Annotated in this window: 28 protein-coding genes; 12 read left to right on the top strand and 16 right to left on the bottom strand. The window is 37.1% G+C overall.

Annotation, left to right across the window (positions count from 1 at the left end):
• The first annotated feature begins 97 nt into the window (after positions 1 to 97).
• Positions 98 to 1393 (top strand): PIN-like domain-containing protein, encoded by a 1296-nt coding sequence (locus E0W68_RS12150; RefSeq protein ID WP_135219710.1) that lies wholly within the window; start codon positions 98 to 100, stop codon positions 1391 to 1393.
• A 56-nt stretch (positions 1394 to 1449) separates the two neighbouring features.
• On the opposite strand, the gene E0W68_RS12145 is transcribed toward E0W68_RS12150, so the two are convergent.
• The 3 genes from E0W68_RS12145 to truA are packed head-to-tail and all read right to left on the bottom strand — an operon-like array spanning position 1450 to position 4255.
• Entirely contained in the window at positions 1450 to 1734 is a 285-nt protein-coding gene (locus E0W68_RS12145) for a hypothetical protein (RefSeq protein ID WP_135219709.1), read from the bottom strand.
• A 5-nt stretch (positions 1735 to 1739) separates the two neighbouring features.
• Complete coding sequence (locus tag E0W68_RS12140; RefSeq protein WP_135219708.1) at positions 1740 to 3506, bottom strand: ABC transporter ATP-binding protein; 1767 nt, start codon at positions 3504 to 3506, stop codon at positions 1740 to 1742.
• Positions 3507 to 3520: 14 nt separating this feature from the next.
• Positions 3521 to 4255 (bottom strand): tRNA pseudouridine(38-40) synthase TruA, encoded by a 735-nt coding sequence (truA, locus tag E0W68_RS12135; protein ID WP_135219707.1) that lies wholly within the window; start codon positions 4253 to 4255, stop codon positions 3521 to 3523.
• A 143-nt stretch (positions 4256 to 4398) separates the two neighbouring features.
• Here truA and E0W68_RS12130 point away from each other — a divergent pair, with 143 nt between their 5' ends.
• Entirely contained in the window at positions 4399 to 4899 is a 501-nt protein-coding gene (locus tag E0W68_RS12130; RefSeq protein ID WP_135219706.1) for a metallophosphoesterase family protein, read from the top strand.
• Positions 4900 to 4915: 16 nt separating this feature from the next.
• Here E0W68_RS12130 and E0W68_RS12125 read toward each other — a convergent pair whose 3' ends face one another.
• Positions 4916 to 6184 (bottom strand): DEAD/DEAH box helicase, encoded by a 1269-nt coding sequence (locus E0W68_RS12125; protein ID WP_135219705.1) that lies wholly within the window; start codon positions 6182 to 6184, stop codon positions 4916 to 4918.
• 101 nt (positions 6185 to 6285) lie between these two features.
• A complete protein-coding gene (locus E0W68_RS12120) occupies positions 6286 to 7317 on the bottom strand; it encodes a formimidoylglutamase (protein ID WP_135219704.1) in 1032 nt (343 codons plus the stop codon).
• Positions 7318 to 7419: 102 nt separating this feature from the next.
• Between E0W68_RS12120 and E0W68_RS12115 the strand changes: the two genes are divergently transcribed.
• A complete protein-coding gene (locus E0W68_RS12115; RefSeq protein ID WP_135219703.1) occupies positions 7420 to 8295 on the top strand; it encodes a hypothetical protein in 876 nt (291 codons plus the stop codon).
• A 52-nt stretch (positions 8296 to 8347) separates the two neighbouring features.
• Here the strand turns inward: E0W68_RS12115 and hutI are convergent, their stop codons facing one another.
• Positions 8348 to 9583 carry an imidazolonepropionase gene (hutI, locus tag E0W68_RS12110; RefSeq protein WP_135219702.1) on the bottom strand — a complete coding sequence of 412 codons (1236 nt, stop codon included), beginning with the start codon at positions 9581 to 9583 and terminating at the stop codon, positions 8348 to 8350.
• 71 nt (positions 9584 to 9654) lie between these two features.
• Between hutI and corA the strand changes: the two genes are divergently transcribed.
• Both corA and E0W68_RS12100 read left to right on the top strand, forming a co-directional pair.
• Positions 9655 to 10737 carry a magnesium/cobalt transporter CorA gene (gene corA / locus E0W68_RS12105; protein WP_135219701.1) on the top strand — a complete coding sequence of 361 codons (1083 nt, stop codon included), beginning with the start codon at positions 9655 to 9657 and terminating at the stop codon, positions 10735 to 10737.
• 2 nt (positions 10738 to 10739) lie between these two features.
• On the top strand, positions 10740 to 11435 hold the full coding sequence (locus E0W68_RS12100) for a DUF1003 domain-containing protein (protein ID WP_135219700.1): 696 nt from the start codon (positions 10740 to 10742) through the stop codon (positions 11433 to 11435).
• A gap of 1 nt (position 11436) precedes the next feature.
• Here the strand turns inward: E0W68_RS12100 and E0W68_RS12095 are convergent, their stop codons facing one another.
• Together E0W68_RS12095 and fumC are read right to left on the bottom strand one after the other, a co-directional pair.
• Positions 11437 to 11934, bottom strand: a complete 498-nt coding sequence (locus tag E0W68_RS12095; protein WP_135219699.1) for a GNAT family N-acetyltransferase — start codon at positions 11932 to 11934, stop codon at positions 11437 to 11439.
• Positions 11935 to 12016: 82 nt separating this feature from the next.
• Positions 12017 to 13414 carry a class II fumarate hydratase gene (fumC, locus tag E0W68_RS12090; protein WP_135219698.1) on the bottom strand — a complete coding sequence of 466 codons (1398 nt, stop codon included), beginning with the start codon at positions 13412 to 13414 and terminating at the stop codon, positions 12017 to 12019.
• A 211-nt stretch (positions 13415 to 13625) separates the two neighbouring features.
• On the opposite strand from fumC, the gene E0W68_RS13875 reads away from it, so the two are divergent.
• Both E0W68_RS13875 and E0W68_RS12085 read left to right on the top strand, forming a co-directional pair.
• Positions 13626 to 13784, top strand: coding sequence for a hypothetical protein (locus E0W68_RS13875; RefSeq protein WP_162845836.1), 159 nt, complete (start codon positions 13626 to 13628; stop codon positions 13782 to 13784).
• 122 nt (positions 13785 to 13906) lie between these two features.
• The gene (locus tag E0W68_RS12085; protein ID WP_135219697.1) at positions 13907 to 14605 is read left to right on the top strand and encodes a hypothetical protein; all 699 of its coding nucleotides are present in this window, start codon (positions 13907 to 13909) and stop codon (positions 14603 to 14605) included.
• On the opposite strand, the gene E0W68_RS12080 is transcribed toward E0W68_RS12085, so the two are convergent.
• Complete coding sequence (locus tag E0W68_RS12080) at positions 14578 to 14961, bottom strand: DUF3037 domain-containing protein (RefSeq protein WP_135219696.1); 384 nt, start codon at positions 14959 to 14961, stop codon at positions 14578 to 14580. The genes E0W68_RS12085 and E0W68_RS12080 overlap by 28 nt on opposite strands.
• The gene (locus E0W68_RS12075; RefSeq protein WP_135219695.1) at positions 14939 to 15733 is read right to left on the bottom strand and encodes a HipA family kinase; all 795 of its coding nucleotides are present in this window, start codon (positions 15731 to 15733) and stop codon (positions 14939 to 14941) included. Before E0W68_RS12075 ends, E0W68_RS12080 begins: the two co-directional genes overlap by 23 nt.
• 150 nt (positions 15734 to 15883) lie before the next feature.
• On the opposite strand from E0W68_RS12075, the gene E0W68_RS12070 reads away from it, so the two are divergent.
• Positions 15884 to 16447, top strand: a complete 564-nt coding sequence (locus E0W68_RS12070; RefSeq protein WP_225990297.1) for a C40 family peptidase — start codon at positions 15884 to 15886, stop codon at positions 16445 to 16447.
• Here the strand turns inward: E0W68_RS12070 and E0W68_RS12065 are convergent.
• Positions 16444 to 18030 (bottom strand): L,D-transpeptidase family protein, encoded by a 1587-nt coding sequence (locus tag E0W68_RS12065; protein WP_135219694.1) that lies wholly within the window; start codon positions 18028 to 18030, stop codon positions 16444 to 16446. The two genes, E0W68_RS12070 and E0W68_RS12065, sit on opposite strands and share 4 nt — an antisense overlap.
• A gap of 447 nt (positions 18031 to 18477) precedes the next feature.
• Between E0W68_RS12065 and E0W68_RS12060 the strand changes: the two genes are divergently transcribed.
• The 3 genes from E0W68_RS12060 (at position 18478) to trxA (ending at position 21219) form a co-directional block, all read left to right on the top strand.
• Positions 18478 to 19278 (top strand): sulfite exporter TauE/SafE family protein, encoded by an 801-nt coding sequence (locus E0W68_RS12060; protein WP_135219693.1) that lies wholly within the window; start codon positions 18478 to 18480, stop codon positions 19276 to 19278.
• Positions 19279 to 19415: 137 nt separating this feature from the next.
• Positions 19416 to 20828, top strand: a complete 1413-nt coding sequence (locus E0W68_RS12055) for an MBL fold metallo-hydrolase (RefSeq protein ID WP_135219692.1) — start codon at positions 19416 to 19418, stop codon at positions 20826 to 20828.
• An 88-nt stretch (positions 20829 to 20916) separates the two neighbouring features.
• Positions 20917 to 21219, top strand: a complete 303-nt coding sequence (gene trxA, locus E0W68_RS12050) for a thioredoxin (protein WP_135219691.1) — start codon at positions 20917 to 20919, stop codon at positions 21217 to 21219.
• A gap of 64 nt (positions 21220 to 21283) precedes the next feature.
• Here trxA and E0W68_RS12045 read toward each other — a convergent pair whose 3' ends face one another.
• The 5 genes from E0W68_RS12045 to trhA all read right to left on the bottom strand — a co-directional run bounded on the left by E0W68_RS12045 (position 21284) and on the right by trhA (position 24942).
• Complete coding sequence (locus E0W68_RS12045) at positions 21284 to 21703, bottom strand: hypothetical protein (protein ID WP_135219690.1); 420 nt, start codon at positions 21701 to 21703, stop codon at positions 21284 to 21286.
• A gap of 90 nt (positions 21704 to 21793) precedes the next feature.
• Entirely contained in the window at positions 21794 to 22891 is a 1098-nt protein-coding gene (locus tag E0W68_RS12040; protein WP_135219689.1) for an agmatine deiminase family protein, read from the bottom strand.
• 14 nt (positions 22892 to 22905) lie between these two features.
• Positions 22906 to 23268, bottom strand: a complete 363-nt coding sequence (locus tag E0W68_RS12035; protein ID WP_135219688.1) for a four helix bundle protein — start codon at positions 23266 to 23268, stop codon at positions 22906 to 22908.
• Positions 23269 to 23331: 63 nt separating this feature from the next.
• Positions 23332 to 24207, bottom strand: coding sequence for a carbon-nitrogen hydrolase (locus E0W68_RS12030; RefSeq protein WP_135219687.1), 876 nt, complete (start codon positions 24205 to 24207; stop codon positions 23332 to 23334).
• 99 nt (positions 24208 to 24306) lie between these two features.
• Positions 24307 to 24942, bottom strand: a complete 636-nt coding sequence (gene trhA, locus E0W68_RS12025) for a PAQR family membrane homeostasis protein TrhA (RefSeq protein ID WP_135219686.1) — start codon at positions 24940 to 24942, stop codon at positions 24307 to 24309.
• 82 nt (positions 24943 to 25024) lie between these two features.
• Between trhA and E0W68_RS12020 the strand changes: the two genes are divergently transcribed.
• Positions 25025 to 25918, top strand: a complete 894-nt coding sequence (locus E0W68_RS12020; RefSeq protein ID WP_135219685.1) for an aldo/keto reductase — start codon at positions 25025 to 25027, stop codon at positions 25916 to 25918.
• The last annotated feature ends 21 nt before the right edge of the window (positions 25919 to 25939 follow it).

Raw genomic sequence — 25939 nt, 5'->3', positions numbered from 1 at the left:
CCACGAAAATAGTTAATTATTTACAAAGAGGGAAATTTAATACTTACAGTGTTTGATAGAAAATAATTTATATATTTAGATAAATATTATTTTAATTATGGAAGCCTTAATTGATGAAAACTTTAGTTATAAAGCAAAATTAAAATCTACTTCAATTGAAGAGTATAAATCTTGTTTGGAAAATTATAGAAATAACTTTGATGGAGCTAAAGATTTAAAAGGTGGCATACCTATTTTTTTAGATACAAATGTATTATTAAGATATTATAGTATTTCATTTACTGCAAGAGAGAAGTTATTAAATTTTATTGATGAAAATAAAGAACGTATTTACATTACATCCCAAGTTCAAATCGAATTTCTCAAAAATAGGGAAGAAGTAATTCAAAAATTCTTTGACCAAGTTACAAATAGAATACCCAAAGATTTCACTAGTGAAATTATAAATAAAATCACTAATTTCTCTGAGCAACATAAAATAGTACTTAAAGATTATAGTTTTGTAGAACCTGAATTGGATAGATTAAAAAGTGAATTTGAAAATTTACTAGTAAAACTTAATGAGTCTATTGATGTCAATAAAGTTGAAAATCAAAACCTTTTAATAAATGATAAGCTTTTAGAAATTATATGCTCATGCCACCAGACAGATAAGCTAAATGAAAATGAACTGAAACTTATTATAGATGATTATGATGAGTTAGTCAAGAACTCAAAGAAAGATAATAATAATGAATATATTAACAAATCAGTTTTTCCTGGGCTTGGCGATTTTAAGGAAAAACCAGATGACCCTTATGGTGATTTTATAATTTTTCATGAAATACTTAAATTTACTAGAAGTAAATCTCAAAACGTAATATTCCTCACTTTTGATAATACTAAAGGTGATTGGATGAAAAAGGATAAATCTCCACATATGCATTATATTGATAATGTATATAAAAATACAGATAGAATTTTATATATAATTGATGCTGAAAGAACTCTAAATAAATTATTGGAAGTAAACATAGATTCTTTAATACTTAATGATAATAGATTTTTTGAAACTGAACTAAACATTAATTCCTTAAAGAAATTGTTTGAAACTGAAATTATATTATCAAAATTTAATGATGCTTTATTTGATCAAGACTTAATAGATGAATTGAAGTTTCATGGTTATGAAACAATTGAAAATATAGTTAAAGATTTAAAATATGCAGCTTTCGGCTTCAATAAAAGTATACACAATCAAAAAATTAGATTAAATAAAGTAGGTGCAATTAGGTTATTACTAATGATTGCAAACGAAAAATATAATATAATTTTCTCAAAAAAGCATGGTCCCGTTTCGCCAGGTCCAATACTTCTTAAACTATCAAAAAATGGTCGCGAATTTATAAAATAGGATTTACCCATCACTCTCCAACCCAAACTGCGAGTAATAATATTTTAGGCGAGTATTTATTTACTGTTATTTTTGATAGTTTTTATAATAAATACCACAACTCCGGCATGTATTGCTACATTAAGCATTAGTAATAAAATTGCCTGATATGCCGGAACCGGTGCATAAAAAGGGTAACTCCTGTCTATAAACGATAAAGGCAGGCTAAGTACTGTAAGGGTAAGATGCCCTATGATGTTGAATATTTTTATATACAAACCCTCGATAAAAAAAACAGCCAGTGCCCCCATTATTATTTCGGCTATCAGGAAAAGCAGAAAGATTTTAAGGTACAATCTCATAGCAGTTAGTTTATATCCTCTTCCTCCGCTTCCACGGCAAACTGCGAGTAATACAAGTTTTTATAGTAGCCCATATCCTGATTCATCAATTCTTGGTGTGTACCTTGTTCTACAATCAAGCCTTTATCCATTACTATAATTTTATCGGCATTTACAATAGTGGCAAGCCGGTGGGCAATAACTATCGAGGTGCGCCCTGTTGTAATTTTTTCGGTAGCGGTTTGTATCAACTCTTCCGAATAGGTATCAATGGATGAGGTAGCCTCATCGAGTATCAGTATGCTTGGGTTGCTCACATATGCCCTCAGGAAGGCTATAAGCTGCCTTTGCCCTGATGATAGCATTACGCCGCGCTCTTTTACGTTATAGTCATACCCGCCCGGCAGTGTCATAATAAAGTCGTTTACGCCAATAGCTTTAGCTGCTTGTATTACGTCTTCGCGGGTAATATCAGGGTTATTCAGTGTTATGTTGTTGAGTATGCTGTCGGCAAACAGGAAAACATCCTGTAGCACTATGGCTATTTGCCTGCGCAGGCTTTCGAGCGTGAACTCGTTTATATTGGTGTCATCTACGGTAATAGTACCGCTGTCTATTTCATAAAAACGGTTCAGCAGGTTTATAATTGTCGATTTCCCCGCACCCGTAGCACCTACTATGGCAATGGTTTCGCCGGCTTTTACATTCAGGTCAATACCTTTTATGACTTCCTCATCGGGTATGTAGCTGAAACGTACTTTTTTGAAAGTGATATCGCCTTTAAAATGTCCTGCCTGTTGCGTGCCTCGTGCCTGTATCTGGTTTTCAGATTCCAGTAACTCCAGTACCCTGTCAGAGGCTATAATACCCATTTGCAGCTCGTTAAATTTATCGGCTATTTGCCGTAACGGGTTAAACAACATACTGATAAGCATGGTGTAGGCAAAAAGGTCACCAAAGGTGGTTATGCTATCGCCGTTAACAATGTTGAGTCCGCCATACCAAATGATAAAGCCCAGTGTAAGCGATGAAATAATATCGGCAATAGGGAAAAAGATGGAGTTATACAGTATGTTTTTTAGCCATGCCTTGTTGTGCTTGGCGTTTATTTCTTTAAATTTTTCGTACTCTATATCTTCACGGTTAAAAAGCTGTACGATTTTCATACCGGTAAGCCTTTCCTGTACAAAGGTGTTAAGGTTTGCCACCTGTGTACGTACTTCCTGAAAAGCGCCTTTCATTTTTTGCTGGAATACTCGGGTAGCATACAGCAGTATGGGCATGGCAAGCAGTACTATAAGGGTAAGTTTCCAGTTCATATAGAACATAAAGCCGAGAACGACTACCATTTTGAGCAGGTCGCTTATAATCATAAACAGTCCCTGACTGAATATTTTGGCAATCGATTCGATATCAAAAACGGTTCGGGTTACCAGTTTACCCACAGGCTCATTATCATAAAATTTCATTTTGAAAGCTGTAATGTGCGTAAACAGCTTTTCGCGAATGTCTTTCACAATATCCTGCCCCAGCCAGTTTGCCCAGTACACAAAGTAAAACTGCGATATCACTTCCAGTAACAGCACAACCCCCATCAGGATGATGTAATTGAGCAGTCCTGTTTTATCGCCGAAACTTATGTAGGCATCTACCGTTTGTTTAAGTAAATAGGGGCGTAGTGCCGCAAATACTGATAGCAGTATGGCAAATATTATAACGCTTATATATCGGGATTTATAGGGTTTTGCAAACAGCAATACCTTTTTTAACGATGTGGATTTTATGGCTTTCATATCAATTTAACGGCTTAAAGGTACGGATAAATTACTTTGGTTAAATACAACCCATGTGCAGGAACCGAGAATCCGGCTTTGCCTCTGTCGCGGCTTTCTATAACGGCACGAAAATCATCAATAGCACTCTTACCTAAGCCTACCTGTACCAGTGTGCCCACTATGGCACGCACCATATTGCGCAGAAAACGGTCGGCACTTATGGTAAAAACCAGCTTGGTGCCCTGTTGTACCCAAAAAGCCTCTTTTATATCGCAATTAAAGGTTTTAACATCGGTATGGGTTTTCGAAAAACTTTTAAAGTCTTTGTATTCAAACAATACTTGTGCCGCTTTGTTCATCGCCTCCACATCAAGCGGATGCGAGTTATACCAGCTTCCTTCGTTATCAAAAGCATCTTTATAGGTGTGTATGTGGTACTCGTAGGTTCGGCTCACTGCGTCAAAACGTGCATGGGCATCATCAGCTACAGGAATAAACCGGTATATAACGATATCTTTCGGTAAAAAAGCATTGAGTTTATGTATCAGTAAATCGGTATCGAATACTTCATAAAAATCAAAATGGGCATACATTTGTTTGGCATGTACTCCGGCATCAGTGCGTCCTGCTCCCAAAACATCAATTTCTGTTCTCAGCAGGGTACTAAGCGCTTTGTTCAGTGTTTCCTGTACCGATGGGCTGTGGGGCTGGTACTGCCATCCGCAATAGTTTTTTCCGTTGTATGCAAATTCGATAAAATACCTCAAAACTGATTGATGATTTAAGATGGCAAAGATAAGCATTAGCCCCCAACCCCCAAAGGGGGGTAATGACAAGTAGTAGTAATTTAATATTGAATGATACTAATTCCCTCTTTGGTGGTTAGGAGGCTTTTAATACTTTTGTTGATATGAAAAAAATTCTGCTTCTTTCCGATACGCACAGTCATATTGATGATACCATACTTAAATATGTTCGCCTTGCCGATGAGGTGTGGCATGCAGGCGATATTGGGGATTTAAAAGTTACGGATACCATTAAGGAATTAAAACCTTTACGGGCGGTATATGGTAATATAGATAATAACGAAGCCAGGTTAGAATTTCCGCTACATAATCGTTTTATGTGCGAAGGGGTCGATGTCTGGATTACCCATATAGGCGGTTATCCGGGTAAATACAGCCCTGCTGTTCGGGAGGAGTTAACAGCAAATCCGCCCAAGCTGTTTATCTGCGGGCATTCGCATATTTTAAAAGTACAATTTGATAAGAAATTGGGGTTATTGCACATGAATCCGGGCGCAGCAGGGGTGCATGGTTTTCATCAGGTGCGTACTATGCTGCGTTTTGAAATTAACGGTGATACAATAGAAAACCTTGAAGCGATAGAAATAGGTAAGCGAGGAGTGTAAAAACAAAAAACGTTGGTTAATACCAACGTTTTTTGTTTTTCTTAGAAGCTTCGGACTTTCGTGAATTTGATTTTCCCGAACTACCACCTTTATTGCTGTTTCTTCTGTCAGGTTTTTGCCCTTCGGGCTTTTCCGCTGCTTCGCCCTCAGCATAAGGGTAAGGATGCCCGTCTATTACTTTTATATTCAGGCGTATCAGTTTCTCAATATCTTTTAGGTAAGGCAGTTCGTCCCTGCTGCAAAATGATATAGCAATACCTTCATTCCCCGCCCTGCCTGTTCTGCCTATACGGTGTACGTAGGTTTCGGGTACATTAGGCAAATCAAAATTTATAACATAAGGTAAGCTCTCTATATCAATACCTCGTGCTGCAATATCAGTAGCTACCAGTACAGATATTTCTTTATTTTTAAAAGCATCCAGCATACGCACCCTCGCATTTTGCGATTTATCGCCGTGTATAGCTCCCGCTTCTACACCATTCTTTTTTAGTGCTCTTACGGCATTATCAGCACCGTGTTTGGTACGGGTAAATACCAGTACATTAGAGAGGTTTTCGTTACGGATAAGGTGGTACAGCAGTTTGCGTTTGTCGCCTTTATCTACAAAATAAATTTGTTGTTTTACCCTTTCGGCAGTAGAAGATACCGGAGTAACCGATATGTACTTAGGATTGGTAAGGAAAGTATCGGCAAGTTCGCGTATCGCTATCGGCATGGTAGCCGAAAATAAAAGCGTTTGCCTGTTATCAGGGGTAAGTTTGATTATCTTTTTTACATCATTAATAAAACCCATATCCAGCATTTGATCCGCTTCATCCAATACTAAATGATGCAAGTGGTCGAGGTTTATATAGCCTTGTTTGTGTAAGTCCAATAATCTGCCGGGTGTTGCTATAAGCACATCTACACCTTTTTTAAGCTGGTCGGTTTGCGGTACTTGGTTTACACCGCCAAATATGGTTAGCTGACGAATGTTGGTATATTTTCCGTAAGTGTCAAAGCTTTCGCCTATTTGCAGGGCAAGTTCGCGGGTAGGGGTAACTACCAGCGTACGGATGTATTTTACTTTTCTGGCAGAGCCTACAATATGGTGTAATTGGTTTAGTATAGGTATTGCAAAAGCTGCGGTTTTACCCGTACCTGTTTGCGCACAACCCACAAGGTCAGTATCCTGCAGTATAATGGGTATAGCCTGTTGTTGTATAGGGGTAGGGGCTTCGTAGCCTTCTTCTATAAGTGCTTGTTGTATATTTTTAAGTAAATTAAGATCTTCGAATTTCATATATAAATAACGATGTTACTTGCTTAGCAGTAAGTACTAAGCAAGTGGCAAAGGTAGCTTTTTATTTTTAATGTGCTTTATGCGTGTTGTTACCTTGCTGTTTACAGTTCTTTCGATTTTATAAAATCAGTAATCAGGTAAGCTATCAGTTTACCTGTCAAGTGCCTGTTCATTTCATTGTCAAGTTCCGGTGCGCCTTCGCAAATGTGTAGGTAAGCTGCATTTTTATTTCTGCCGAAGTAATGTAAAAATTGTCTTGCGGTTTCTATACTAAAACCTGTTGGGGTTATGGCACTGCTTGCTATATTGGGCAGGGCATCAAGGTCTATTTCTATACCAAAAGTTTCATCTTCTATAAAGCCAAGCGCATGCCCCATTTCGTCAGCAAAGTTTTTTTCCCTGCGCACGGCTATTTGCTCGTAGGTGTTAAACTTTATCCTGTCGCTCATTTTCTTAATACTTTCTATTACTCCTTTTGAAGTATAGTTTTCGTGTAACCCAAAAATGAAATATTTTTTCAGGAATCCTTCTTCAAAAGCATAAGAGAATCCATTACCGCTATGGCGACCTTCCAGTATTCTGAAATCGGTATGCGCGTCGAAGTTAATAGCATTTACGGGCTTTCCTTTTGCCAATGCGGTACCTTTTATATTTCCATAAGCATTGTTGTGCCCGCCGCCAATTATTATTGGTGTTTTCCCCGCAATCAGTATATTCCGTACTATGTGTGAAACTTCTTTATCTATATTATCTATTATGGATGATAATGTTTTTCTGTCCGAAGCAACATTAACATCAAGATTACTTGCCGCATCGTTTGCAGCCGATACATCAATATGTCCTAAAATAAGTAATTTACTGCCTTTACAAAATTTGTTATGTTGTATATTAACAATGCTTTTAAGTGTTGACTCCCATGCTGATGCAGTGCCCGGCCTGCCAAAGTTGGCTCTTACACCAATATCTTCAGGAATACCGAAAAGAACAAAGTCGGCATCACATTCTTTTACAAACTGCCAGATAGGCACATCTGTAGGAATTGTAAGGATACGCTCGCCAAATTTTATCTCGCCACTGCGGTGGGATGTATATTTTGTAAGTTCGCTGCCTGTAAGCCGGATAATATTTTCCATATTGTTTATAGTAGATTTCAAAAATACTATTTTCCACTAAAGTTTCGTTAAAATCTATGTAGTAAATAAATAATATTTAAATTTGTTGAAACTAATTTTGAAATGGAAAAACAAAAGAGCAATACCAGTTTAAAAGCTATAATAGTAATTTTAGCAATATTACTCGTAGGTAGTTTAACTTTTATGTACAAAATGAGTACTGACAGTGAGAAAGCTGAACAAGTACACGTTGATGAAAAGAATGATTTTCTTGCCAAACTTGAGGCGGCCAAAGCAGAGTATGACGTTGCGGTATCTGAAAACACAGATCTTAGGGGAGAGCTTGAGGCTGAGCGGGAGAAAATTCAAAACCTTATTAATGAGGTTGAAAAATGGAAAGGAGATGCAAAATCGTTACAACGATTTAAAGATGATTACTCCAGACTGAAGCGTGAAATGGACAAGCTTATTGCTGAAAATAAAGTATTGAAAGAGCAAAATGCTGCTTTGACTACTGAGCGAGATAGTACAATGGTAGTTTTGGATGAGTCGAGAAGATATACCGATACACTGCTCAATCAAAATGAAAACCTGAGTAAGACGGTGCAAAGAGCCTCTAAGCTTACTATTGTTAACCTTAAAGCGGAGCCTTTTAAAGAAAGAAATTCAGGAAAACTGATTGCTACAGAAAAAGCAAGACGTGTGGATTTACTTAAGATAAGTTTTACCATAGCTGCTAACGAAGTTGCCCAATCAGGAAACAAAACTTATTATGTACAGGTAATTGACAGTAAAAACAATGTATTAGGGGAAAAGCAAACAGAAACGTTTGGCGATTATACTTTGACTTATAGCTTTATTACGAATGCTATTTATGAAAATCAAACTATGAATGTTACCGAGACATTATCGGGTAAAGATTTCGAGAAAGGTACTTATTATGTTAACCTTTTTGATAAGGATAAAATGGTTGCCGGTTCGACATTTACATTAAAATAATATTTAATATATAATTAAAAAAGAGCCTGCAAATTGCAGGCTCTTTTTGTTTTTAAATGATTTTACCTTCTATAATAACGGTATCTATAAGGTTACTGCCAAAAGCATAGGGCAACTGGTAGTAGGAGGAGAGTGGCTTGGCAATAATAAGGTTAGCTCGCTTACCTTTTGCAATGCTACCATGCGTTTCGGAAATTCCCATAGCATAAGCCCCGTTTATGGTAGCGGCATTAATAGCTTCTTCGGGAGTCATTTTCATTTTTATACAAGCGGTTGCTACTACCAAATTCATATTACCCGATGGTGTAGTACCAGGGTTAAAATCGGTAGCAAGTGCCATTGGTAATCCTGCATCAATCATTTTTCTTGCCGGGGTATAAGGTATGCTGATAAAGAAGGAACAGGTAGGCAATGCTACAGGCATAGTATTACTGTTTTTCAGTACCTCAATATCCTCATCCGTTACAATTTCCAAGTGGTCAACACTCAAAGCATTATGCTTTACACAAGCTTCAATACCATTGATGGCAGTAAACTGGTTTACGTGAATTTTAGCCTGTAAGCCATATTTTTTTCCTGCTTCCATGATACGCTCGGTTTCTTCGACCGAGAAATAGCCTGTTTCGCAAAAGGCGTCAATATAATCGGCAAGTTTTTCGTCGGCTATTTTTGGCAGCATTTCGTTAATAATAAGATCTATATATCCGCTGTGGTTTTCTTTATATTCTGCAGGAAAGGCGTGTGCTCCTAAAAAAGTAGCTTTTATAGCCACAGGATATTTTTCGCGAAGGCGTTTTATAACCCGAAGCATTTTTAGTTCGCCTTCTACAGTAAGTCCGTAGCCCGATTTTATTTCAACAGCTCCCGAACCTTGTTGCATAACCTCCTCCAGCCTTACTTTTGATTGTTGATATAATTCTTCCTCGCCGGTTTCATTCAGTTTCTTTGCCGAATTGAGTATGCCTCCGCCTCGTGCGGCTATTTCCTCATAAGACAAACCGTTAATCCTATCTACAAACTCTTGCTCGCGGTTGCCTGCATATACTATATGGGTGTGGCTGTCGCACCATGCGGGCAGTACTGTTTTGCCCGTTGCATCTATAATAGTATCAACCATTATTTCAGGGCAGTTGTCCATAATTCCGAAATCAGCAATGATATTATCTTCAATCAACAACCAGGCATTTTCTATTATGGGTAATTCGGCCATTGCTGCGCCCGAAACTTTTTCAATTCCGGCGTTTCGTACTTGTAATAATGCTGTAATATTGGTAATAAGTAGTTTCATCAATTAAACTTTTTGTAAAAATAGAATGGATTTTAAAAAACTCCTATATTTATGGTAACAAATCTAAGATTGTGAAGAAAATTAAATATAAAAAAGTACGCAAAGTACAGCCTAATAATTTTGAATATACCGGTAAGCATAAAACCAATCCGGTAGAAATGCAGCTATTTGTTTATGATGAAAGTAAATATGAAGAACTGAAAAACATAGGTTATGAACAGGCGGTTAAAAAGTGTACCCTAAACCCGGATGCTGAAGAAGTACGCTGGTTTAATGTGCACGGCTTGCATAATGTAGAGCTTATACGCAATATTGGCGAAAGCCTTAAAGTTGAAAACATAATAATAGACGATATTTTAAATACCTCGCGCCGTACAAGGATTGAGGAGTTAGAAGATGTACTGTTTTTCAGTGTAAAATCTATTTTGCCGGAAGAGGAAGAGGGAACTATAAAAACAGAACAAATAAGTTTTCTGCTGAAAGACAATCTTATTGTTTCATTTCAGGAAAAGAAAAGTGATTATTTTACTCATATTCGCGAGCGCATACGTACCGGAACGGGTATTATTCGTAAAAAGAAAAGTGATTACCTGCTTTACCTGATGCTGGATGCTATAATGGAAAACTTTTTTATTACCATCGAAAAAATGGAAGATAATATCGAAGCGCTTATCATTGAAGCTAAAACCAATTATAAAGCCGATATTATTGCCAAAGTAGAGAAATTAAGGGAAACTCTCAGTTATATTAAACGCTCTATAACTCCGCTTAAGGATGCTTTATTCAATTTAAAAAATGTGGAGCAAGATGATGTGTATCAGGGTATAAGAAAAACCAGTTATACATTTTTTGCGCGTTTGCATCAAAAAAGTTTAGAATTACTTGATCAAGTGGAGTACGACCTAAATTCGTTGGAAAGTGTATCTAATTATCATTACTCTGCACAAACCCAGCGTATGAACCAGATAATGAAAACGCTTACTATTTACTCGGTAATATTTATGCCGATAACATTTATAGTAGGGGTTTACGGAATGAATTTCGATAATATGCCGGAACTGCACACCGAGAATGGCTATTATGTAATAATAAGTGTTATGGTTGCAATAACCCTTATAATGGTTATTTATTTTAAAATAAAAGACTGGTTTTAATTATGCAAAAATTTACAAGTGATGTATCAGGGAAACAATTCCCTGTCAGCGAAAAAGTGTCTGCAAAAATGGTACGTAAGCCTATTATTGGTATTATACAAAAAGAGCATCCGACCTTTGATGAAGAATGCAGTTTGGCAATGGCTGAATTAAATGAATATAGGGAGAAGTATATTACTGAGTTTTTGCTGCAGGAACTGGGCGAACTCTCTAACATGGAAACCAAAGTAGTAGAATCACTAAAAAATAGAACAGTATTATCAGATAAATTAGAAGATGAGACAGAAATAACCACATTTGGACAGCGTGTGGCTGATAAAGTAGCTACTTTTGGTGGTAGCTGGACGTTTATAATATTGTTTAGTATTTTTATTTTCGGATGGATTGTACTCAATATCGTTTTTTTATCAAGCAAAGGGTTTGATCCTTATCCGTTTATCCTTTTAAACCTTATCCTTTCGTGTATTGCGGCTATGCAAGCCCCTGTAATTATGATGAGCCAAAACAGGCAGGAAGAGAAAGACAGGGAACGCGCTCAAAATGATTATATGATAAATCTGAAATCAGAACTGGAAATTCGGATGTTGCACGAAAAACTGGATCACCTGATATTATATCAGGAACAATCGCTCATAGAAATACAACGAGTACAGCTTGATATGATGAATGATATACTGACACGTATGGAAAAAAAGTAAATTATTGCAACATAAGCTGCATATACTGCACATCCAGCCAACGGTCGAACTTGTGTCCTACTTGTTTTAAAACACCAGTCTTTACAAAACCAAATTTTTCATGAAAGGCAATACTGTCTTTATTATCAGCATCTATAAGCCCTATCATAGTATGCAGCGCTTGTTGTTTGGCGTGTTCTATTAATGTTACGAGCAGTAGCTTACCAATCCCTTTTCCTGAATATCCTTCGGCTACATATACCGAATGTTCTACACAATATTTATAGCCTTCCTTTGGGTTGAATTTACCATAAGCGGCATAGCCTACCACAATGTCATTTTGTATTGCGATAAATACAGGAAAATTATTTTGTTGCTTTTCGGCAAACCATTGTTCCATATTGGCAAGTGTGCGTGGTTCATAGTCATAAATAGCCGTAGTGTGCAGTATAGCATGGTTTACTATAGGCAATATATGCGCTACATCAGATAATTGGGCGGGTCTTATAGTAATAGACATAACAAATAATTATATTCAAATATAATAAATAAAGGCTGTCCCAATAAGGAACAGCCTTTTATATGATAAAAAATAATTTTTCTTAGTTTAATTTACCTACCATATCTTCGGGTTTTACCCAAGCATCAAAATCTTCGGCAGAAACATATCCTAAACGCACCGCTTCTTCTTTAAGCGTGGTGCCGTTTTTATGTGCCGTTTGTGCAATTTCGGCAGCTTTATAGTATCCTATTTTGGTATTTAATGCCGTAACAAGCATTAATGAGTTGTTTACCAATTCTTTTATTCTGGCATGGTTGGGCTCTATACCGCTGGCGCAATGCTCGTCAAAAGACACACAGGCATCACCAATAAGTCGTGCCGATTGCAGGAAGTTAGCCGCCATAACAGGTTTAAATACGTTAAGCTCATAATGCCCTTGTGTACCACCTACGGTAATAGCCACATCATTACCAAAAACCTGAGCGCACACCATAGTAAGTGCTTCACACTGCGTTGGGTTTACTTTACCCGGCATGATAGATGAACCCGGCTCGTTTTCAGGGATTAATATCTCTCCGATACTTGAGCGTGGTCCTGATGCTAACATACGGATATCATTTGCTATTTTATTAAGCGATACCGCAATTTGCTTTAATGCCCCATGAGTTTCTACAATAGCATCGTGTGCGGCAAGTGCTTCAAATTTATTTTCGGCAGTTACAAAAGGTAAGCCTGTAAACTGAGCGATATATTCGGCAACTTTCACATCATAACCGTCAGGAGTATTAAGCCCTGTACCTACGGCTGTACCGCCAAGCGCAACTTCCGAAAGGTGAGCAAGCGTATTTTTAAGTGCTTTTAACCCGTAGTTAAGCTGTGCTACATAGCCCGAAAATTCCTGACCAAGCGTTAGGGGGGTAGCATCCATAAGGTGTGTACGTCCTATTTTTACCACATTCATAAACTGCTCGCTTTTTGCTTTTAGCGTATCACGAAGTTGTTCAACTCCTGGTATAGTAGTTTCTACAACCATTTTATAGGCAGCAATGTGCATGCCTGTTGGGAAGGTATCGTTTGACGATTGCGATTTGTTTACATCATCATTTGCTTTTAATACGGGCTCGCCTTCGCCAATTTTATAACCTGCCAAAACCTGTGCTCTGTTGGCAACTACCTCATTTACATTCATATTACTTTGTGTACCCGAGCCTGTTTGCCAAATTACTAACGGGAACTGGTCGTCCAGCTTACCGGCAAGTATTTCGTCGCATACCTGTGCTATAGCATCGCGTTTTTCTGCGGGAAGTACACCCAAGTCATGGTTAGCATAGGCTGCCGCTTTTTTAAGATAGGCAAAGCCTTCTATAATTTCTTTGGGCATAGAGGCAGGTGCGCCTATTTTAAAATTGTTTCTGGAACGTTCCGTTTGTGCACCCCAGTATTTATCCGCAGGTACTTTTACTTCACCCATGGTGTCTTTTTCAATCCTGTAATCCATTGTTTAGGTTTGTTATTTGTTGTATATTTTTAATTAAAGTAATGGCAAAATATCCAGCAATATGCTAAATGTATAGAAGCCTGTCAAAATTAAACATTATAGACAGGTATAAAAAATGATTTTGTTAAATAATTTTAAGGTTTTTTGGGGTACTGTATTGGTATAAATAAATTTTACACTTATATTTGTGCAGATTAAAACTCAGCAACAAATGGAATTCGGACAATACTTAGGATTTTTGGCTTTCTTAACAATACTTACTATAGGTTTCTGGTTAATGATGTTCCTTGTAAGTTTTGTGTTTTACTGGCTTGGAGGCGCAACCCTTGAGCTTATAAAAGAAAAAAGAAATAACAGAAATAAAGAATAATAAGAAGCTGCCAACAGGCAGTTTTTTTATACTTTTTATCTTGTATCTTCACAATAACTGATTACATAATTAGTTAATCATTATAGCATTACTTATTTTTATCCAAATTATAAATTGTTGCTATGCCTGTGTTTCAAATTCCCCCTGACGGAGGTATATTATATACCGAAACTGATTTAAACCAGCTTTTTCCTGAGCCGGTAAATACTATAACATCCCTTTTTTTTATTTTAATAGCTATCTACTGGACTTTTAAACTAAGAGGGCAGTACAAGCAACATTCGTTTTTAACAGGAGCTGTTATATTGCTGTATATAGGCGGTATTGGCGGAACAATATATCACGGCTTACGCCAATGGTGGTTTTTTATAATGATGGACTGGCTGCCTATTTTGCTGCTATGCGTTGCTGCGGGAGTTTATTTTTTAGCAAAAGTAACCCGTTGGTATTATGCCGCTTTGCTGATAGTATCATATATATTGTTTCAGTTTTTTGCCCGCAGAGAAATGGCTGCTAACGGAGGCGACATCCACCTTTTTATTAATATTAACTATGCTATTATGGGCTGTTTGGTATTATTCCCTGTATTAGCCTATTTGATAAGTACTAAGTTTACTAATGGCAAATGGGTGGGCTTTGCCTTGCTTGCTTTTATATTTGCACTTACCTTTCGCATTGCCGATAATTGGGGCTGGGTTAGTATAGGTACTCATTTTTTATGGCATACGTTTGGGGCGGTAGCTGCTTTTTGCATGTTCCAGTATCTTTATACGATTAACAAAACAAGTAATTTTTACAGTACCAGTTCTGTAAATAGCTGATTTGCTTTTTCTTCAGGGTGGTCGCAAAAACCGGGGTGTGGGCGAGAGGTTTGTATTACCGAGCTTCGCACTGCTGTAAGCCACCGGAATCTTTCCGCTGTTTCCATTTGTGCAATAGGTCCGCCATCTATACTCCCGTGTGCTATTTTCTCAAACGATTCCAGGTTTTTTCGTAACTGCTCTGTATCAAGTTCAGCATCCAATACGGCAAGTTTTGCTTCATCAACAGTATAAAGCATTTTTATAAATTTCTGTCTTTTGCAAAACAGTATTATGCCTGCATTAATAAACTCTTCGCGCTCTACTCTCGGCACAACACGAATAACGGCGTACTCATATAAGTGCTTGTCTTGCATCTTGCGCTTGTTTTATAAATAGTTCGGAATTAGCTAATCGGGTTACGAGGAAAGTTACATATACTTCCCGTATCTGCTCGGGAGTCATTGTTGTACCTTCCCATTGCAACCACTCATCAGGTATCAGGTTTATAATAGCTTTGATTTTACCTTCAGTTAAAAGCCTCTTATATTCAGTATTTACCTCTTCAAGCAATGATGCCTGTGGTAAGAGTACGTGGTCTTTTATTAGTGCAAAAGGGCTCTTGGCATGCTGTTCAGGGTTTGAAAATGAATGATGGAAATACAAACTTGCCCCATGATCTATCAGCCATAGCTCTTTATGCCAAATTAGCATATTTGTGTTACGAAATGTTCGGTCAACATTAGTAATATAAGCATCCAACCATACTATTTGCGAAGCCATTTTTGAGGGTACGGTAGTTACCACAGGATCAAAATTTATAGCTCCCGATAAGTAATGCAGTGCTAAGTTAAGCCCCTGACTGTTTTGCAATAAATCTTGTATTTCTTCATCAGCTTCGGTACGACCAAATGCTTCATCAAGGTTGGCAAATACCAGTTCGGGTACGGGTAATCCCAGTAATCGTGCTGTTTCTCCGCCTATCAGTTCAGCAATAAGGGCTTTCGTACCATGCCCCGCTCCTTTAAACTTCAGGACATAGTTAAAACAATCATCTGCTTCAGCAATAGCAGGCAGCGATCCGCCTTCGCGTAAGGCTGTAACATAGCGCGTAACATTTACAGTGCGCAAACCGGGTATTTGTACCATCAATTAAGGCTTTATTACTGTAAAAATAGCGAATTTAATTTTCCTTTAATAAGGTAAGACCGATTTAAAATTATAGTGTTAATGTTGGGTTAAGGCTATAAATTATCTCATTCAAAAGTTGTGGAATGGTTACTTTTACTAAAAAAGCATATGAAATTGATATATACTCCCTTACTGGCTATGCTATTACTATCCTGTGCTGAAAAGAAAGAGAAAGAGTTTACCGCTCCTGAAATTATAGTTGTAGAAAATATAGATGATGAAAATCATCAGATGAAACCTTTAAGAGTTATCAATAAAAGCAGGAGGGATTCAGTAATTGCATTTGCTGAGCAATATTTAGGAACAAAATATTGCTATGCCGGTAATAATCCGAAAACAGGGTTCGATTGTTCAGGTTATGTGAATTTTGTTTTTAACCATTTTGATATTGATCTTCCGCGCAGCTCATCGCAGTTTAAAGATTTAGGCACTGCTTTAGCTCCTGAAGATTTCAGGGAAGGCGATGTGTTAGTTTTTTACGGTTATCAGGATAACGAAACTATTGGGCATGTAGGTATAGTTTATGAAGCCAGTGGAATGGATTCTAAATTTATACACGCCTCTTCGGGTAGCGAATATGCAGTAACGATAAGCAACTTGGGTAGCAATGCCTATTCCCGCCGCTTTTATAAATGCATTAATGTGATTGAAACTCCCGCGCTTTATGATTAAGATTTATACAACAGATGGGCAAGCCTGTCATCACGTTTATACACATCATCAAAAAAGGCTACATTACCCTCTTCGTCTGCCCATGCGGTAAAGTAGGCTATATATACAGGTATCTTATTTTCGATTTTAAAGATATTTTCTCTGCCCATGTGCATTGCTTTATCAACTTTTTTTTCATCCCAGCCACCATGTTTTTGGGTAATGGCTAATGCCAGTTCTTTTGCTTTCTCTACCCGTACACAACCATGGCTAAAAGCTCTTTCCTCTTTGTTAAACAAGCTTTTGGCAGGAGTATCATGCAGGTATATATTGTTAGAATTAGGAAACATAAATTTTACAAGTCCTAATGAATTTTTTCCTCCGGGTTTTTGCCTTACCCTGTTGCCAACCCATTCCATATTATGCTCTGCCAAATAATTGTGGTTTTTGGCTATGCCGGGTTTTATTTCTTTTTCCAATATACTTTCAGGTATATTCCAGTAAGGGCTAAAGGCAATATAGCTCATCTCTCCGCTGAATACTACTGTTTTATTAAGTTCTTTTCCAACAACAACCCTGGATATTAGTTCCGGTTTACCGTTTATGAAATAGTGGAGTCTGTAGGAGGGTATATTAACTGCAATGTACTCTTTTGCAGTATTAATTTTTGGAGTTATCCATCGGCAACGCTCCATATTTACCGATATGGTTTTTATACGTTCTTCAACAGGTATATTAAGTTCTTTAACTAATGACGGGGTAATAAAGTTTTCGCTTTCTCTGTTATGCTTTGCATTATAGTTGCTTACAGCGGTAAATAGCTCACTGTCATAAATATTTTTATTGTTATTGTTTGTCAGATAACCTTCTTTAAACAGGCGTTCTCTTACTTGTAATACTGCGGTTGCCGAATCGCCGGGTTTAATAGATTTTATCCCTTTTTCGAGGTTAATAGTACCCCAACCTCCGTTTTGTTCTATATCTCTATATTTTTTAAGTCCTTTTTTCAAGTTATAGTATTGTTTAAAGAACTCTGTTGTGTTTTCGGTTATTAATAGCGGGTCGCTCATAAGCGTGTCCAGATAGGCAACATACGATGTTCGTTCTCTCGGCAGGTACCATCCTGTTTCCTTGCTGGCATCTTCGTTTAGCCCTGCATATACTTTTTTAGTATAATAAAAATACATAGAGCTAATCAACATTTCAGTCGTAAAATCAGGTCCTTTATTTACATTCCCGTAAAATAAATTATTTAATTCGGCTTGATAAGGTATTTTAATAGTCAATCCTTCTTCATCCAATTGATTAACACGGTTATATAATACGTTAGCAAATTCTATAATGCCTTTTTTATCTTGCCATATATAATGATAATTATGCTTTTTATAAAGCTCTTTAACCTGAGGGTTAAACTCTTTAAAATCAGGATATTTATCAAAAAAAGGATCAATAGCAGTACTATCAAGCGGAATTACTTCATCATCATGATTATGTACGTCTTCTGCTGATAATAATCCGACATCATTTTTATCTTTTTTACATGATAAAGTAGTAACAGCTAAAAAAACTGATAATAATAGTACAGACAGTTTCAATTTTTTCATCTCAATTTTTCTTTTTTTTAAAAGTAAGAAAAAATTTATACTACCTATTTCAGATGCTACTGTTTTTAACCAAACATTAGCAGTAATACCTATGTAATAAATAATACTGATAAATGTAATTAGTTTTACTCGTTTTGCAGTTAAAACTAAACTAGATAAAAGCATTACTTAAACACAGTGTCAGGCATATGGTTTTATGGGTTTTTAGTGGATAAATGATAACATTAATTCTTATATTCGCTCAGAAGAATGTTTGTATGAAACAAACCCGAATGGCACTCAATACCCCCGGAGTATAGTAGGGCAAAGATGTTTAAATGCCTTTCATAACGATGCTAAAAATTAAATAGAACAGAATAGCTTAAAAATAATAGCAATAAACTAATTATGTAACATTTGTTACTGCCCAACTGTTATTCAAGCAATACTTTAGCCTGAAAATTAAAAATGGAGATACACCAATTAATCGGATATATTTTAGCAGTACTTGTAGGATTATCTTTAGGGCTTATAGGCAGCGGAGGTTCAATACTTACCGTTCCTATATTAGTATATATAATGAGCATAGACCCCATTATTGCTACAGGTTATTCCCTTTTTGTAGTAGGCTCATCGGCTATGGTAGGCGGCGTGCGAAATGCACTGGAAAATCAGGTCGATTTTAAAACAGCAGCCACATTTGGCTTGCCATCACTTGTAGCGGCATATATGACCAGAGCCTATATAATACCTGCAATTCCTCATACTTTATATGAAACAGACAGTTTTATCATTACCAAGCCTTTGGTTATGATGGTGCTTTTTGCAGTGGTAATGCTTATAGCCTCTTTGCGCATGATAAAGTCTTCCAAAAAAACAGAAACAGTACAAAAAGAAGTAAAATCTTCCTTGTCGCAATTATTACTTTCAGGGGTGTTTACAGGGTTACTTGCCGGAGCAGTAGGAGCAGGAGGAGGTTTTATAATTATACCAGCACTGATATTCCTTGCAGGCTTGCCTATGAAAAAAGCCGTAGGAACTTCCTTAGTCATAATAGCCATTCAGTCTATGGCAGGTTTTGTAGGCGATTTGGGTAGTAATACTATAGATTGGTCTTTTTTACTATTATTTACACTGGCTTCCGTTATCGGAATATTTATTGGGATGTACCTTGCTAAAAAAATACCCGGAGAAAAGCTAAAATCGCTTTTCGGCTGGTTTGTACTGGCTATGGGTATATACATTCTGTCCAAAGAACTTTTCTTTTAGGAGTATGATATATATCATTCTTCTAACAACCTCTATTTCTTTTATTTGCAATTAATAATGTTCTGTAACTTTTGTTACTGCACAGGTCTTCAGAACACTATACTTTTACATTATAAAACTTAAAAAAACGAATATACATGAAAGTAGAACAAATTTATACAGGATGCCTTGCCCATGCGGCATATTATATTGAAAGTAATGGAGAAGCAGCAGTATTTGACCCTTTGCGTGAAGTACAGCCTTATATTGACAGAGCTATTAAAGACAATGCTAAAATTAAGTATGTTTTTGAAACACACTTTCATGCCGATTTTGTAAGCGGTCACCTTGACCTGAAAGCCAAAGCAGGAGCACAAATTGTTTTTGGTCCTACTGCCAAACCCGGATATGATGCTGTAGTAGCCGAAGACGGTCAGGTATTCGAAGTGGGGAACTATAAAGTAAAAGTATTACACACCCCGGGACATACTATGGAAAGTACTACCTATTTGTTGATTGATGAAAATGGTAAAGAACATGGTATTATAACGGGAGATACTTTATTTATTGGCGATGTGGGAAGACCCGACCTTGCACAGCATGTAATTGCCGATTTGACCGAGGAAAAACTGGCAAGACATTTATTCCACTCACTGCGTAACAAAATAATGCCGTTGGCAGATGATTTAATAGTATATCCTAATCACGGGGCAGGTAGCGCATGCGGTAAAATGATGAGTAAAGAAACTACCGATACGCTGGGTAACCAAAAGAAAACAAACTATGCCCTTCGTGCCGATATGACCGAAGACGAGTTTGTAAAAGAATTATTGACAGGGCTTACCACACCTCCGGGATATTTTCCTAAAAATGTACTGATGAACATTCAAGGATATGAAAGTTTGGATAATATAATGGATAAAGCACAAACACCTTTAAACTCCGAAGAGTTTGAAATGACTGCCAATGCCACACGAGCCTTAGTGCTGGATACCCGCAACCCCGAAGATTTTGCCAAAGGATTTATACCAAACAGTATTAATATTGGTTTAGATGGCAGTTTTGCTATGTGGATAGGCGAAATGATAAAAGATATTAACCAGGAAATATTATTGGTTACTTATGCCGATAAGGAAGAGGAAGCTATGATACGCCTGTCAAGAGTAGGGTATGACCATACCATAGGTTACCTGAAAGGAGGTTTTGAAGCATGGAAAAAGGCAGGAAAAGAAATAGATACTACAGCCAGAGTAAGCGCACAGGAATTTGCAGATAAATACAGCAAAGATACTTTGGTAATTGATGTAAGAAAGAAAAGTGAGTACGATTCTGAGCACGTAGTAGATGCGGTTAATATTCCTTTAAACAGTATATACAGCCATTTATCTGAAATACCAAAGGATAAACCTTTTGTAGTGCATTGCGCAGGTGGCTACCGAAGTATGATAGCATCATCTATACTAAAACAACTGGGATATGATAATTTTGCAGATGTAGAAGGCGGATTTAATGAAATAGCCCTCACTAAAGTACCGAAAACAGATTATGTTTGCCCCACTACATTATTGTAACAATTAACAATCCCTTTACAAAAAAGTCCTTCTCTTAGTAATGAAAAGGGCTTTTTCTTTTGTATTTTTATAACAAATTCGATTGACTATGGAGCGTTTTAACAAATTAATAAATAGTGATAAACCCGTATTGGTAGATTTTTTTGCTACCTGGTGCGGGCCCTGCAAAATGATGAGCCCTATACTCGAGGAGGTGAAACAAAACCTTGGAGAAAGGGTAACGATTATTAAAATTGATGTAGATAAAAATCAGCAACTCATGGCGCATCCCAACTATCAGGTTAGGGGAGTGCCTACTTTAATGCTGTTTCAAAACGGTAAAGTACTCTGGAAACAATCAGGCGTTGTATCTAAAGATGAAATTATAGATAAAATTTTAAGTTCTATCTAACAAAGAAAAGCACTCTATATAGAGTGCTTTTCTTTTAAAGTTTTCACTGATTTTTGTATCTAATCTAATTATGGAAGAGAATTAAATATAAAAAACATATTGTTACAAATAGAGTTGTTATTATCGATAATAGAGAAAATAAATTGGTTTTATTTATAGATTCTCCATACTTATCAATTAAATGGATTGGCTGTTGTGTGATTGATGCTTCAAATCTGCTTTTTTCCATCATTCTGTATTCTATTAATATTAAAAACCAAAGATTCATCAAGGGAATAACAATAGTCCATCTAGGAATATTGTCCTGAAACTGAGCCAAAGCGAAGAAACCTCCGATTAATAGATTATTATAATTGAACAAATTATCATGTATCCTGTCAAAATGTTTTAGTAGATTCTGAAGACCATCTTCTTCACGTTTCTTCATTCTTGCATCTCTTTCTTGCGCTTCTCTTTCTATTTCTTCCCAATTTATCTCATCCATAATTTTCATTTTAGTTGGTAAGTAAAAATATTAAAAAAACTTGGAAAGATTTTGTCTATAAATTGTACTAATTTATTTGTATGGATTAAGTTATAATGGTTCTTGCTGGCTCAGGCAATGAAAACTGCCAAGTCCCCATATAATATCAGTAGAATCGATACCGATAACTTCGCGATCTTTAAAACAGGATTGTAATATCTCCAATGCTTTTTTGTCGTTTACGTCATCTCTAAAGGTCGGTACTATCACACACTTATTAGCAATATAAAAATTAGCATAAGATGCAGGAAGCCTTTGGTTTTCATATGCTACAGGCTTTGGCATCGGTAATTCCACAATTTTTAGCGGACTGCCATCTTGTAGCTTCATGTTTTGTAATAGTTTCAGGTTTTCCTGTAATATCTCGTAGTTTTCGTCTTCCTTGTTTTCTTCTATTACGGTAACTACGGTATCTTCATTTACAAAACGGGTAATATCATCAATATGCCCGTCAGTATCATCGCCAATTATACCATCGCCCAGCCATAATATATGCTCAACTCCATAGTATTCTTTAAGATATTCCTCTATTTGCTCTTTGCTTAGGTGCGGGTTTCGGTTTTCGTTAAGCAAGCAAGCCGTAGTGGTCATTAGCGTTCCTTTGCCGTTAAACTCTACACTACCACCTTCCATAACAATATTAGGATGAAATACTTTTAGTCCCAGTGCTTCGCCTATTTTTGTAGGGACAACATCATCAAGGTCATACGGAGGGTACTTGTCGCCCCATGCGTTATAACCCCAATCAACTATTGCCTTTTCTCCTGTTGCTTGGTTTATTACAAATGCAGGACCATGATCACGACACCAGGCATCGTTAGTAGGGTGGAAGTAAAAAGTGATATTTTCAAGCTTGCTGTCAGCAATATAACGGGTATATTGTGCTATCTGAGCATAAGCAAATTGTTTCATGCTTTCATCGGCAACATTAATGCAAACTTGCTGATGGCGAGAAACATATAAGATAAATTCGCTATAGGGTTTATATACGGTTTCCAGTTTTCCCGGCCATGACTCCTCTTTATGAGGCCATGACAACCATAGTGCACGTTGGGGTGCAAACTCGGCAGGGAAAGTAAAACCCAGTTGTTTGGGCGTAGGATGTCCGAAGTCGGATGTTGGATGATTGTTATCGTTGTTTTGTGTCATTTTATGACTATTATTTATTTAAGCGAGTTTCTTAGCGCAGCCGTTTTATTCATTAAAATAAATGCTTCGGAATACAAAGTTTCAAAAATTTCTTCACTAATATAGTTTCTTCTCTTAGCTTTAAATAAGCAACAAACTACTTCTGCTATAGAACGAATTGAATAGGTTAGAAATTTCCTGAATTCAGGATTTGTATTACCTGTTGCTCCTTCTGAAATATTTAATGCAATACTATCGACTGCCCGATTAATCTGACTTTGTAAATTATATAATTCTTTAGACGGAAATGTTACTGAGATGTCATGAATCCTCTCACCAAAATCCATTGCTAAATCCCAAACTTGAAGTTTTTCGAATTTAAATTTTTTAAGTTCCATCTATAATATACTCAAGTTGGTTTATTAGCATCAGACCTCTGACTTCCTAACATCAGACACTTTTTAATCCTCATCAATATAGCGTTTTGTAATTGGCTGATAACTGTCTATTCTTCTGTCACGAAGGAAAGGCCAGTGCGTGCGGTAAAAATCAGTTTTTTGTGTATCAACCTCAACTACTGTAGTTTCTTCATCTTCATGAGAAGCAAGATACATTATCTTGCCGTGTGGGTTGGCTACAAAACTACCGCCCCAAAACTTCATTGCGCCCTCTTGTTCAAAACCTACACGGTTTACACTCACTACGTGTACACCATTGGCAACAGCGTGCGAGCGTTGTATGGTTTGCCAAGCATCATACTGTTCTTTGTTAGTATCTTCATCCTGCGATGTTGCCCAACCGATAGCGGTAGGGTAGAACATAATTTCGGCACCCATAAGTGCAGTAATACGGCTTGCTTCAGGATACCACTGATCCCAACAGATGAGCACCCCAATTTTGGCATACTTAGTTTGGAATACTTTATAGCCCATATCGCCGGGAGTAAAGTAAAATTTCTCATAAAATGCAGGATCATCAGGAATGTGCATTTTACGGTATTTACCTAAATAGGTTCCATCCGCATCAATTACAGCAGTTGTGTTGTGGTATAATCCTTCGGTACGCTTTTCGAACAGCGACGCAATAATAACTACATTAAGTTCTTTTGCTATTTCTGTAAGTGCATTTGTAGAAGGGCCGGGAATGGCTTCGGCAAGTTTAAAGTTATCATAATCTTCTACGTCACAAAAGTACAGCGATGTAAAAAGTTCCTGCAAGCATACTATTTGCGCGCCCTGTTTTGCTGCGTTACGTATTTCTTTAATTGCTTTTTCAAGGTTTTCCTGTTTGTTTTTTACACAGGACATTTGCACTAAACCTATTTTTACTTTTGCCATAGCAGATATCTAAAAATTTAAAAGTTCAAAATTAAGTAAAAACTTTCACTTTTAACAGGTATCCGTTGTTAGGCTTTTCTTAAAAGCTCACTACAGTGTTTACGGAATAAGATATAAAAATATAGCTAAAAAATGCAGTGTGCTGCCACCCAGTACAAAAATATGCCAAACGGCATGATAGTAGGGTACTTTTTCTTTCACATAGAAATAGATACCCAACATATAGCTTAACCCCCCTGCCAGCAAATACCATAAGGCAGGCGAAGGAATATTGGCTAACAAGGGTTTTATGGCAATGATAATGAGCCATCCCATGAGTACGTACAGTAACAGTGAAAGTTTATCTAATCGGCGAAGCGGGGAAAATTTAAAAATAAAACCGATTACAACAAAACCCCATATGAGTCCGAATATTGTCCATCCCCAAATACCTTTTAATCCCAAGAGAGCTATGGGGGTGTAAGTACCTGCAATGAGGACATAAATACTCAAGTGATCTATTAATAAAAAGCGACGTTTCCATTTTAGTTTTACCGCTGCATGATAGCTGGTTGATGCTGAGTAGAGTAAAACCAAGCTACCACCAAATACAAGCGAAGTGATAAGATGTATTGCCGAACCGTTATATACCGAAAAAATAATGAGAAGAACAAGCGCAACAACAGAAAGCGCAGCACCTATACCATGAGTAAGGGTGTTCCAGAATTCTTCTTTTTTTAGGTTTTTCTTCGGCATTGTTTTTTTCTTTATACAAAGGTACAAAACACCTTATTAGGTATATGATAAGGAATGCTTAAATTTGTGAAAAATGTACAATATGCAATACAAAATCCTAAATAAAATAAATCATAAAATCAGTGAAGTATCTTTTGGGTGCATGTCGTTACAAAGTACCTCTGCAGGCAATGACATATTGATTAATAGAGCGATTGACGAGGGAATTACCTTATTTGATACTGCCGACCTTTATGAGAAGGGAGAAAATGAACGATTATTGGGTACTGCCCTGAAAGGCAGACGAAAAGATATTATACTATCTGCCAAAGTGGGTAACCGTTGGCGGGATGATGGGAGCGGCTGGGATTGGTGTCCTACTAAAAAACATATACTTACGGCTGTGGATGAAAGCCTGAAGCGTCTGCAAACGGATTATATAGATTTATATCTGCTGCACGGCGGTACGATAGACGACCCTATGGATGAAACCATAGAAGCTTTTGAGCGGTTGCAGGAACAGGGTAAAATAGTGAGTTACGGACTTTCGTCCATACGTCCGAATGTGATACGGGAATATGTAGCGCGTTCCGGTATTGTGGCGGTAATGACGCAGTATAGCCTGCTGGACAGACGACCGGAGGAAGAAACGCTTAGCTTATTGGAACAGAACAATATTGGGGTATTAGCAAGAGGCACTGTAGCCGGAGGACTGCTGGCAGGAAAGCCCGCAAAAGAGTATTTAGGATTAAAAATAGCAGAAACAGATGCGATTGTAAAGAAAATCAATGCGATATTACCGGAAAGGAATTTAGGAGAAAAGGCATTACGCTACGTGGTTGATAATTGCTCAGTAACTACTGCTGTTGTGGGTATTCGTACAACGGAGCAGTTAACGGACACCATAGCTGCTGCCAACAGTACTCCGCTCAGTCATAGGGAGCGTGAGGCATTGCAGGCAATATGGCAAGGGAATTTATATGAAGCGCACAGATAAATCAGTAAAATAAAAAGCCGA

Origin of the sequence: Flavobacterium salilacus subsp. salilacus, assembly GCF_004634195.1 — a bacterium.
Taxonomy (GTDB): Bacteria; Bacteroidota; Bacteroidia; order Flavobacteriales; family Flavobacteriaceae; genus Flavobacterium; species Flavobacterium salilacus.
This window is presented reverse-complemented; position numbering and strand designations above follow the sequence as displayed.